Source organism: Bombilactobacillus sp. ESL1197, assembly GCF_058107145.1.
Map to the genome: position 1 here is coordinate 1 of NZ_JBYLTY010000004.1, position 12,747 is coordinate 12,747.

General features: G+C 36.8%; 8 protein-coding genes. All 8 read left to right on the forward strand.

What is annotated here, in order from left to right; genetic code table 11:
* On the forward strand, positions 1-971 hold a 971-nt coding region (locus tag AC3B6B_RS07835), incomplete at its 5' end, for an SLAP domain-containing protein (RefSeq protein WP_489758104.1).
* A gap of 616 nt (positions 972-1,587) precedes the next feature.
* The gene (locus tag AC3B6B_RS07840) at positions 1,588-3,840 is read left to right on the forward strand and encodes a BspA family leucine-rich repeat surface protein (RefSeq protein ID WP_489756672.1); all 2,253 of its coding nucleotides are present in this window, start codon (positions 1,588-1,590) and stop codon (positions 3,838-3,840) included.
* A gap of 293 nt (positions 3,841-4,133) precedes the next feature.
* Positions 4,134-5,657 (forward strand): SLAP domain-containing protein, encoded by a 1,524-nt coding sequence (locus tag AC3B6B_RS07845; protein WP_489756671.1) that lies wholly within the window; start codon positions 4,134-4,136, stop codon positions 5,655-5,657.
* 174 nt (positions 5,658-5,831) lie between these two features.
* Entirely contained in the window at positions 5,832-6,917 is a 1,086-nt protein-coding gene (locus tag AC3B6B_RS07850; RefSeq protein WP_489756670.1) for a glycoside hydrolase family 73 protein, read from the forward strand.
* A gap of 191 nt (positions 6,918-7,108) precedes the next feature.
* Positions 7,109-8,008, forward strand: a complete 900-nt coding sequence (locus AC3B6B_RS07855; RefSeq protein WP_489756669.1) for a peptidoglycan recognition protein family protein — start codon at positions 7,109-7,111, stop codon at positions 8,006-8,008.
* 165 nt (positions 8,009-8,173) lie between these two features.
* A complete protein-coding gene (locus AC3B6B_RS07860; RefSeq protein WP_489756668.1) occupies positions 8,174-8,968 on the forward strand; it encodes a hypothetical protein in 795 nt (264 codons plus the stop codon).
* Between the two features lie 173 nt (positions 8,969-9,141).
* Entirely contained in the window at positions 9,142-9,621 is a 480-nt protein-coding gene (locus tag AC3B6B_RS07865) for a sigma-70 RNA polymerase sigma factor region 4 domain-containing protein (RefSeq protein WP_489756667.1), read from the forward strand.
* 463 nt (positions 9,622-10,084) lie between these two features.
* Positions 10,085-12,724, forward strand: a complete 2,640-nt coding sequence (locus AC3B6B_RS07870; RefSeq protein ID WP_489758105.1) for a hypothetical protein — start codon at positions 10,085-10,087, stop codon at positions 12,722-12,724.
* Positions 12,725-12,747 lie beyond the last annotated feature (23 nt).

The window sequence follows — 12,747 nt, forward strand, 5'->3', positions numbered from 1 at the left end:
GTCTTGAAAGTGAGTATAAGTCTGTGGTTGGTGGTGATATTGATGATGGTGACGGCGGAACGATTACTATGCCTAATCAATTAGCAAATGCTACTACTGTTGATGCTGTTAATGCCATTATCAATGATACAATGGCCGACTTCGATGATATCATTAATAGTGTTGCCAGTGGTAATACAGATCCTACTCCAGATCCAGCTGCAACTGCTGATCAAGCTAACACTGCAAAAACTAACGCATTAAACACATTGAACAGTACGTATCAAACAGCTGTCAATAAAGTTAAAGATTCTAATGCTAGTGAAACAGATAAAACTAATGCCAAAACTACTTTAGATCAATTACTGGCACAAGGGCAAACTGATATTAATGATGCGGCAACAGACTTAGATCTAACTGAGATCAGTGATACGTTAGATTCTTACGTTCAAAGTATTAATAATGTAGCGAAAGATTTTAACGCTAGTGATATTGGATATATTCCTGATATGAATACTACTTCAAGTGACAATTCTGTAGAAAGTAAACCAACAACTACTGATGCTAAAATTAGCGGTGTAGTAACTATCAACAATCAAGATGCTGTTGTTTATGACAAAAATGGTAAAGTTGTACCTTTAGTTTCGCTAGCTGCAGGTACAGATTGGAAAACAACAGAAAAATTAACATTAACTGATGGTCGTGTTTTGTATAAAGTTGCTCCTAATGAATATGTTTCAGGAGATGCTGTGACATTTTCTGACAAGAGTGCAGCTTCAATTGTAAAACAGCATGGTGTGTTTACTGTTGGTAATACACAAAGCGTTTTATATAAATTAAGTCCAGATGAAACTTTTACGGCAATTAACTTACGTTCAGTTGCAGCAAATACACCTTGGAAAGTTGACAAAAAAGCTACTGTTAATGGGCAAACTTATTATCGCGTGGCGGCAAATGAATGGATTTTAGCAAATACTGGCTCATTCAAGTAATATAAATTTTAGATTGTTTGATGTGACCCCCGAAGTTAGAAAAACTTCGGGGGTTATTTTATGTCTAAATTATCTAAGTGAAAAATTAGATTTTCCATTTATGGAAAGATGATGGTATTGATCAAAGAAATTATTCCTAAGCTAAGCTTTAAAAATATGACCTGATTTTATGATGCATATCATTTTGTTATCTGTATTAATTCTATAAAATTAAGTACACATTAAAAAGTGGATGATCTTAAACTTGTTAATTTAATTAGATTGCTTGAGTACTTTTTATCTCATTAAGATAAAATTATAGAAAATAAGCTTGTTGTTCTAATCATAAATCGTTAATGTTGAGGATTCTTATCCACTATTAAAGCTTGAAATTTAAAAAACGATAATTTAAAATAAATTTATTAAAGGTACTAATGATATTTATTAGTACTATCTCAGATAAATATGTAATTAGTATCTGCTTATAACTTTTTTGAGTTGTTTAATTAACTTTTAAAACTTTAGTAATGTAGTTAAATTACTGTAATTTTAATGATAAACTCATTGAACTTTAACTGTTAATTTTTATATTTGGGGAAATGTAAATTTGATTTGAGACGATATGAGGGGTGCTAGAATGAACTGTAAGTTTATTTATCGTTTGAAGTTAATTACGATGGCGTTAATAATTTTATTAATTGCTTTCATAAATTTGGAATGTGAGAGTAATGTGCAAGCTCAGGCTGGACAACCTGCTATTTTGGTACAGCGTGAAAACTCACAGTTGCAAAACCTTTTACATAATGGAGGACTGACACAAGCAGTTTTAAAACAGAAACAAACGAGTACTGATATTGATGTAAATAGCGTTACTAAAAGTTCAAGGCCAATTTCCTCTATATCAGTAAGTAGTGCGTCTACCATCCCTGCTTCTGATGCTTATCAGGCACCCACGGAATCAATATCTGGTATTTCAGGAACGTGCAAATGGGATATTAACACAGATGGAGTATTGACCATTCATAAAGGAACACTTGGAACAACCAAATTAGCAGATTTTAAGGTTTCTGATGCTATGAATCCAGGATTGAATGCTAACAATATTCGTAAAAATTATGTTAGCAATTTTGCTAAATATTTTCGAAATATTCAAACTGTTAAGATCGATCCTTTGGTTAAAGCGCCTACAGATGCTAGAATGCTATTTTGTGGATTAATTAATGTTAAAGATTTTGAGGGCTTGGATAATTTAGATACTAGTCAAACAACGATTTTAAATTATATGTTTGCCTATTGTTTGAGCTTGACCAAGTTGGATGTCGGTTCTTTTAAAACTGATCAAGTAACAGAGATGATTCGTCCATTTATTAGTTGTACTAATCTGCAAATTTTGAATTTAAGCGGTTGGAAAATGAACATACCTTATACTAATCAAGTTCAAAAGGATTATTTGCCTGCTGACGGTGACTACTCTTATAACTATTTATATAGTAGCGTGGATAATCCCAAGCTGTGGTGCTTAACGCTAGGAGCCACGGTTGGTCTTCATGCCTTTAATTCGGCAATAGATCTCTTGCCAACTCCTAGTGATGGTTCCACTATTCAAGATCAAAATTCCACTTACACAACTACTGGCAGATGGCAATTAGTTGCTGAAGGAACACCACATCATCCTCAAGGACAAGTCTTTAATAATGTTAAGGATCTACAGAACTTCACCGGCATGAACACTAGAAGTAGCAGCAGTAATCCTGAAACTTATGTTTTACAAACTAAAATAGTTAATCAGTCACCAGTTCTGACGCTTGATAATTCTCTTATGAAATATAGATATGATTATAAATATCCGGAGAAATTACCGGATTTTAATTTTTCAGGGACAGTTAATGATGCAGACAGTTCTAAAATAACTTTTTATTATTTAATCAGGACAATAAATGACCGGACTGCTATTCCGACAGCACCACCAACTGATCCTAAAAACAAATTACAGACTATTAATGTTACTCCTAACACGGATACACACTTTAATTTGACCATCCCTAACGATGAATTACATCGTGCTGACTTACAAACAATAGCCACGCCAGCATCTACGAATATGGACTATACTGCTTCTTATGCTGTGGTTATCTATGCAGTAGATAACGGTACTAAAGACTCTTCAGACAGTAGTGCAACGCAACAAACGATTAAAATTGCTCCCAATAGAATCAGACGCTTTCATTATTATGAAATAACTGCTAGTACCAAAAATGATTTTACTGATTTAGCGGTAGCTGCTGGATATCCAGATATTGCAATTGCTGGTCCTTATGATGATGTGGGGAAAACTTTTGATCGAAAGTCGACTTTATATGTTAATAATTCCGTCTATCAACTTGATAAGAACAAAACTCAGGATTTAAGTGGATATTTTGGATTATTACCTATTAACTATGATATGACTGGTAATTTTGTTGCATACGATAAAATAGGATCATTAACCTTAACGTCAGTGCCTACGCTGGATTTTGGGAGTGATACTGCTCCTGCTGTTAATCAATTACTTCCTATTAAGAAGATGACAGGGCAATTGTCAGTTTCGGATACTACTCAGAATAATAACTGGCAGTTGGACCTACAAGTAACCAAATTTGTTAATGATAAAGACAGTTCAATTAAATTGGATAATATTTTAAAATACAATTCGTTGCCAATTACTGCTGAAACAGGGCCTATTAACATAGAACACTATACTGATGGAGCAACGACTAAAGTAATTAGTGATAGTTGGTGGAATGCTGAACATCAACAAATTGGTGGGCCACAATTGAATCTTTCTCAAAAGCCTGTTAGTGGTCAATATAGCGCCAAAATTACTTGGTCCCTCAATAACGTTATTCAGTAATTAAAAACTGTTACAGTATAATGTATATTTGCAAGTTATGTTAATTATGTAACAAAAAAATTACAAATAGATTATATTCGCGTTTTTTTGATCAATATCGCTTGCAAAAGCTTATTTAAGAGTTAAAATAACATTGTTGGTATAAGATATTGGTTGTATACTATCTTTGATTATTGTGTGTCATGACGACTACCAATTACCATCATTTTTACACACTTTTACTAATCAAAGTAATTTGTGATATAATAACCATATCGTATAAATTATGATTAATTTGAGGAGGAATACCAATTATGAAGAAAACTTCATTAATGGGTGCAAGTGTTGTCGCTGCTGCGTTGTTAGCTGTTGCTCCAATTGCAGCACCTGCAGTAAGCTCTGTATCCGGTACACAAATTGTTAAAGCTGACGATACATCAGATTCACAATATACAGCTGTTTCAAATTATTGGAATTTATTTGGAACTTCTGCTACTAAAGATTTAGCTAATTCTAAAGAAGCAACTCAAGCTTCCGATGCTGCAAATGCTTTAGCTTCAGATGTATCAAATAATTCTCTTACTTTAGATAGTTTAGCAAGTGCAACTACGTTCAAGACTAAAGATGCTTTTTTGGCTGCTTTCCAGAAAGATTATAATGATGAAAATCTTCCCGATGGTGGTCCTGTTGCCAATATTGCTAATTATAAAGTTCGAGTTTCTCAAGTTTTGGATGCTAAAGGCGACATCACAGAAAATGCAAATGCTATTCAAGCAGTAGGGACTAATGGTGGTACTTTAACTGCTGTGTTTGATATTGTAAATCCTAATTCTGGTAAGACTGTTAAGTCACAAAAATTCACATTAAATGTTACACCAAAGGATAATAACGCAACTAAGTTATACGTTAATGCTTCATCAACAGCTAACGTAGTTAGTGGAACTAATATTGCTGATTATTCTATGGGTTACAATGCTGGTGTTACTTCTGTAGTTACTCCTGATGGTAAGGCTGTAACAGCTTTTGATAAAGGTGCTAATACTACTGTTGCTATTGAAAATAAGATTACTTTAGCGAATGGTAATACTGGTTCAGACTGGGGAGATAACTCCAATTTATATGATAACCCTAATACTTTCACTAAAGTAGTTAAAGATGGTAATGATACTAATGCTAATGTTGTGGCTGGTGCTACTAGAGCTTACCGCCAAAAAGTTACTTTGACATTACCAAAAGATGGTAGCTTAAATAACGTCAAGACAATCCATGTTAATGGTGAAGACTTGCCAGTTACAAACAATCAAGTTTCTTTCTATCAAGGTATTAACTTGACAGATGCTAACCAAGATTCTACACTTGAAAAATTAAATGGTGTAGTTACATTGAAGAGTGATGTTCCTGCTTCTCAGTTGTATGACAAGAACGGAAAAGCTATCAACTTACGATTTGCTGTTGGTAACGGTTCTCAATGGTATACAAATGGTAAGTTAACAATCTTAGCTACAGGTAAGACTTATTATAAAGTTGCTCCTAATGAATACCTTTCTGCTGATGATGTAGCATCATACACACCACGTGATAGTTCTTCAACATCTACATCCAATAGTGCAGCTGTTAAAGAAAAAGGTATCTTCACAGTTGATACTCATGTTATGCCTTATGTCAATCAATTAGGCGAATTAAAAGATGGTAAAATTTCACCTATCGCATTACGCAGTGTTCCTGATGGTTCACAATGGCGTTATGATAAGAAGTTGACTTTAGATGGTGTAACTTATTATAAAGTTGCTCCTAACGAATGGGTAAGTTCTACTTACGGTAAAGCCGTAGCTGAATAATTCGAATAAAACTTCTAGAAAAGTCTCCCTCAGGGGGGCTTTTTTTTGTTGCTTAATAATATCCGTGACGGTTATTAAATGTATGTTTTATTTTAGTTACAATTGATTGAATAACTTGCAATTACTTAGTGAAATCATTAGTATCAAAGTGTAATCAATTCTGGAGGGATTTTCTTGAAGAAAACATTCATAACTTCAACTTTAACAGCTGCTTTGTTAACTACTTCTGTTTTACCAAGTGTAGCTAATTTAACGCAAGCAGCTGACAATAACTCATCAACTATTGGTGATGAGCAGGTTAATTCAAAACAACAAGTAGCTAATAAGTCACAGGTTACTGATCAAACAGCGGCACAAGCAACACAAGCAACGCAAGATAGTGGTCATGCGGTTTCGACACAAAATAGTGATCCAACTGTTAGCCCAGTATCACCAGCAGCGACCCCGGCTATTAGCCCAAAAATGGTCACTGAAGGCACTTTTGCGACAACTAGTACTCAACAAGCCTTTATTCAGCAAATCGCACCTTATGCTCAACAAGCTGCTAATTCTCGTAATTTGTATCCATCAGTCATGATGGCCCAAGCCATTTTGGAAAGTGGTTGGGGAACATCGGCTTTATCCCAAGCTCCTAATTATAATTTATTTGGCATTAAAGGTAGTTATAATGGTGCTTCAGTGGATATGCCAACTTTAGAGTGGGTTAATGGCCAGTACGTTTCAGTTGATGCCTATTTCCGTAAATATCCTAGTTATTTGGAATCTTTTAATGATAATGGGGATAAATTACGTTATGGCGTCAGTTGGGATAGCTCCTATTACAGTGGTACTTGGCGTGAGAATACAACTAGCTATCGCGATGCAACAGCTTGGTTGCAGGGGCGCTATGCGACGGATCCCACTTATGCCAGCAAGTTAAATAATATTATCGACACTTATAATTTAACGCAATATGATAACACGGCTGCAGCTGATGCTACTTTACCAAATAATAGTAACTCGTCTAGTAATTCAAGTGGTGTTCCAGCCGAAGGACAAATTCAAACTTTTCGCCATGTTGTTCGAATTACTAATGTAGAATCATATGCTTGGATATATGGTGATACTGGTAAGAATATTCCATTACTTTACCTGCAGAAAAATACTGATTGGAAAACCGATAAAATTAAAACAATGAACGGACGTCAATATTATCGAGTTGCCGGAACTCCCAACGGTAGTCAATGGGTATTATCTAACGATACAACTATCATGCAATAATTTTTCAATTAATAAAGTATCATTAATTTTCTCCTAGATTGTGTATAATCTGGAGATTTTTTTATATAAAATTTGAATTTATGATTAATTACTGTATATCTTTCGTTTATGTTACACATTTGTTAAATCTATTGTTGGTTGATTTAATTCTTGCTAAGATATATATAGTATAAAGATAGAGGAGAAGTAAAATGATTAAAAGAAAATTAATGCTCATTTTAACAGCTTTAAGTGGGATTGTTTTTTTCTTTGGTTTTAACCAGCAACCAGCTCATGCTGAAACAATTAATGAGTACATCCAACGCAATAATATTCAACCAAGTAACATTCAACAGGTCAATGGGACTTTTGACCAGATGTTTGGCTATGAAAATGGCGTTGGTAAGCCTGAGGGGGTTGTTATTCACGAAACTGCAACTCAAGGGGCTACTGCTTGGGATGAAGTAACCTACTTCAACCGCGAATGGCAAACCGCCCAAACATATGTACATGCGTTTGCGGATGCGAACCACATTTTACAAATTCATAATACCGACTACGGTGTTTGGGGAGCTGGTTATTGGGCGAACCAACGCTTTATCCAAATTGAATTGTGTGAAGAAAACACTTATGATGGTTTTGCTCGTTCAGTGAATAATCAAGCTTACTTTACCGCTTATATGTTAAAGAAATATGGCTTGAAGCCATCCTTGGCTGATCATACTGGTAGTGGTACCATTTGGTCACATAATGCGGTTAATCAGTATCACCCTTCTGCTGGTGGTCATACTGACCCAATTGGTTGGTTTAGTAAATGGGGTTACTCCATGGATCAATTCTATCAATTAGTTCAATCTCAGTATGATAAATTGAACGGTAATACTGGTAACAGTAAAGATGGAATTGTTCAAATCAATAATTTAGAAGCTGATTTATTGCAAAAAAATTCTGATGGCAGTTTTAGCAAAATTCCTCTTCGAGCTTTAGCACCAAATAGTGACTGGATTTATAATAAGTCGGTAGAATATCAAGGAAATACTTATTATAAGGTTGCTCCTAACGAATGGGCTGTAAGTACTCAAGCAACAGTTTTACGCTATTCTACACACTAAACTATCATAATTATTTAAAGACTATTAGTGATTTTTTGCTAATAGTCTTTTTTTGTGATCTTTTTTACCAAAAAGAGTAGTCTTTTTAAGTAATTCGCGTTAAATTGTTATTGTTGCAACCGTTAACACGCGGCTGCTCCAATCATAAGGAAGAGGTATTGGGATATGAAAGATTACGATTTAACCAAAGTATCAGTGATGAATAAAGAGGTGTTAAAAACGGCGATTGCGCACCAACAATTACCCATTCGCCAGGAATTTCAATTAACGGCACAAACCATTGCTTTATTTGATTTACAAGGTCAAGCAGCATATCCAACCGTCATTTTTGACCGCCAATTGGGCTATTTTGGGCTTCGCCAAACGACTCGTCAAATTTGGAATAACTATTTTCACCAACATATCTTCGATTTGTACCATACCCGCCGCTTGATTCAATATCACGGGCACTCACGATTATTGGCGCTGTCCTTAGGTTCATTGGTGTATTTTCCATTAGGGGCGATTGGTCATGGCAACAGCGACTGGGTCGGTTTGCACGGGCAGATTGATTGTGCACAAGACCTTCAACACCAACAAGCAACTTTTTATGATGAGTCCGGACAGCAATTACAATTTACTTATAGCCGCCGGCATGATTTGTGGACGGCAATTCATCAAGCTGGCTTTTACGCGCAATATAATGTGCGGGCATTTGAACTGGCAGCTCAAGAGTTAGGCTTGGAACTTAAACCGATCGTTTGGAGTAGCTTATTGAAGCAGGTGATTAACTGTCACTGCTCCTTACATCGTCAATTACCAACCACATACTTAGAAGTTAAAGACTTTTTACAAAGTTTTCAGACCTGGTCTTTAACCCACTTATTAAAGGATCCCGACTTGGATTTAAATGAGCAATTGCAGCAAGAGCAACTGCGTTTTTGGCAAAGTAATTTACATGCGGCGCACTATTTATGGTAGTAATTGCGCCCGCGGTTGCAGATTAGTTGCGCACAACCAGTGGTAGTTAATTCAAAAAAATTGTGTTCAATCCTTTGGTAGTCGTGTTTAGTGCGTGTTTTATGGGAAGTTCAGACTTGTTATCTTAAAGCTACACAAGCGCTTGTGCAAACTTAAGATGGGAGTTTGAACTAGTGAAACATTCGTTACAGCAAGGTTTTGATTTAGCTTTAACTAATCAACGCTTAATTGGTGGCGCCTTGAAACAAGCTGGGGTTTGGCGCAATAATCTGAATTATGAAGATTATTTTCAGGATGCCTTAGTACTGTATGCCACGACGTGGGTCCAATTTGAGCAATCAGCTGGTCAATTTGCACCGTATATTTTTCAAAAGATTGTCTGGCGCACGCAAGATCAGTTGCGCCAAAGTCAGCGCCAGCAACATGAGTCGGTGGAAGAACTCTTTTATTTACCAGATCAGACGACCACGGCACTTAGCGACTGGCAGGTAGTGTTACACCAAAAGGCTCGGCAATTAGCACCGTTAGAACGGCAAGTCTTGCAAGCCTGTATTCTAGAAGTACCACTAACGCAATTGGCGAAACAAGTTCATAAAAGTCCGCGGTATTTACGTAAAATTCGCGCCCAAGTTCGTCAGAAATTAATATCATAAAGTTGATTGATTGAAAAAACACAACTAAAGTTCAGAGACGTTTGAATAACTTTAATTGTGTTTTTTTAATATTTTTCTAATAATTATCCTGCTTAGAATAACATAAATATTATTAAGGATTTTAAGATTAAATGAATTATGGTTTACTGACAATAAATACTCAGTTTGTTTGCCTTAATATCAAATAAAGTGATTTTTTAAAGGGGAAAATTTCATTGACTTGGTGAATTAATGAGCACTAAAATGGAGTATCAATTGTTACGTAGTAGTTGATGCACACACAGTTTATTGAACTTTTTTATAAAATAATTAATTATTTTTTGATTAAATGCTATAGCTAAATAAATTCTTTGATATCAAAGACACTGATAATTTGTATTATTTTTCAAGTAAATCTTTACTGGAAAAATTGTTTAATTTTGCATCGAGAACCATGAGAGATGCAGTGAGAATAGGTGTAGTGATGTTAAAAAGGCAAAAAGTTTTCCAAATTTTCATGGGTTTGGTAACTGTTAGTTTAGTGAGCATTATTTTATTTAATCAGCAAAGTTGTAATCCCACAGTGGTGGCTGCGCAAATTTCGTCATTGCTGCCTTGGACTAGCAAGCAACTTAGCAAAACGCCAACTGCCAGTTTGATGGCAACAGAGCCTTGGACGCGGATGAGTGAACCTGTATATAACTCGCAGGTTTATCAACCGGCAAACTTTCGCTTAACTGGTACGAGTACTTGGAATCCGCAGTCGAAAAGCTGTGATGTGGCGTTAAAGTGGGATGATTTGACAGCACCAGCGGCACCATATCAGCTTAATGGTGGCTATAAAGTTTATTCTTCATCAGCGAGTAATGCGAGCTGGTTGATGGAACCAATCAATTATGGCAAGCACCTCAAAGTTTTGAATGTGTATCCGGATAAAGGAAATTTTTTGAAAAAATGGCTTGCTGGCTATGATAAAGATCCCTCTGACGGTTCGAGTTTGTTAGATATCACTGAAGTGCCACTGACGACTTTTAATAAAAATCCCGATTATTATTTATATCAAAATCATCAAAATGGTGCTTATCAATATGATTCTCTTTTTTTTGGCTCCAAAGATAGCAATGGCAATCAAGATATTAGTGATGTGGCGGGCCAAGCTGTGACCAAGTTCGGGAATACGGGCCGCGCAGTGATTATTGGTCATGATGTTGTCGCAGGCAATCATTCGCTAGCACAACATGCTAACTTCAACAAATATTTAGCCGATAAATTAGGAATTCAAGTCGTGGCAGTGCCCGATGGGCAAGTGCAACCGCGGGTAGGCTCGACCAAAGTTAAATTTGTGAACGCCGGTTTTTTAACTGAGTATCCTAATGAATTACCTACGGATCAAGATTATACGATTTCCAAATCGCATACTTTTGGGCAGTACTATCTCTATGGCGGGCAAGCCCAACGCTGGATGCAATTTGATCAACCTTATTCAGATGCTGAAAATAGTCATTTCTTTGCCTTGAACGCTGCCAGTAATCCTTATGAATTAAGCAGTGGTCAAACACCAGCGGCGAGCGATTTAGGCGATAACAATCATTACTTAATTACCAAAAATAATTATGCGATGATTCAGACCGGTCACACTTTAGGAGCTTGTACCCCTGATGAAGCGCGGATTATCGTGAATACCATTTATTATGTTTCGTCCTTAACGACGACGAATACCGCTAATATTAAAACCGCCAAAGATACAACAGCGCCCAATGAACCCGACGTGACCCTGGCTAATACTAATCCTGGTAATCCGAACCGCCTCAATATTACTTTAGATAAGCATGTGGCTGCTGGAATGAGTTATAACGCGCAAGACGGCGATAATGGTAATCTCTATAATTTTAAAATTACGGCTAATGTTGCCGGGAGGAATGAAGAACTAGATTCGGATGCCATTCATCAAAAGGTTGAAAGTGGTGCTTGGGGTTATCTCTACCAAATTGATAATCAGCCTACCGCCACTTTGACGCCCAATCATGATAGCTATGGGAATGTTACTTTAACCGACATTGACCGCAGTGATGGGAGTGGTGAACACCTGACACCAGATATTAATAATTTAAAAGTTAGTTTTACCGCCCAACGTTCACTCGGCCATTCGCAATTTTTGCATGTTGCTACCGTCGATCGGGCGGGTAATGTTTCCACAACTAAAACGGTGAATCTGAATAGTTATAATTTGCCGTATCAAGGCACCTTAACGACAACAGGGCAAGTGGATGGACAGGCTGCTTCAACGACACCAACTTTTCGTCCCGGCGCGACTGTCCAGTTGAAGAGTGATTATCAGATGCAAAATCAAGCTTATAGTTATCAAGATTTACAAGCACCCATCCACTTCAGTGATCATTTACCAGTCGGCTTAACGTATGTGCCTAACAGCTTACAGGTAACACTGCGAACAACTAGTGGACAAAGTTATACTTTGACGCCACAGCAATTACAGGCTAATCAGCCACTGGACTTTAGTTTATTGAGTCCAGATGGAATGGCTATTTTTCCACCGGGGAGTTTAATTGAAGTAACTTTTCAAGCTGCAACGTCAGCGCAAGATAATTTAGTCCAAATCATCAATCATGCCGAAGTGACGGGCAAGAGTAGTGATCAACTATCCCAAAAGGCCACTAGTGATCTAACGCTGACGCGGGCTGGTGTGTTAGAAATTACGAGTGTGCCCCAAGAGATTGCCTTTGGGACTGTGAAGAGCGCACCAGTCAACAATGATAATACTAAAACGATTGGTGATCTGAAAGTGCGGCATTTTAGTTCGACTACTGCTGCTAGTCAGCATTTCAATGTGCAAGTGGCGTTTAATCAGCAATTACGTAATTCATTGCTCACGCCGGTAACGGGGTGGAATTTACAGTTGGATACGGACAATGGTTGGCAATCGGTCACTTCTGCGACAAACTTGGGTCAACAAACGCAATTCAGTGGTAATGTGCAGGGAGGTATCGTCGATTTTGTTAAGCAAATTGGAGTCGGTAAATGGCGGTTAACCATTCCCCGAACACATCCGAAAAGTGATGATTATCAAGGAACCATCACTTGGAGCGTGGTCAATGGAATCAATTAAGTGAACGACATTTTAGCAAAGGC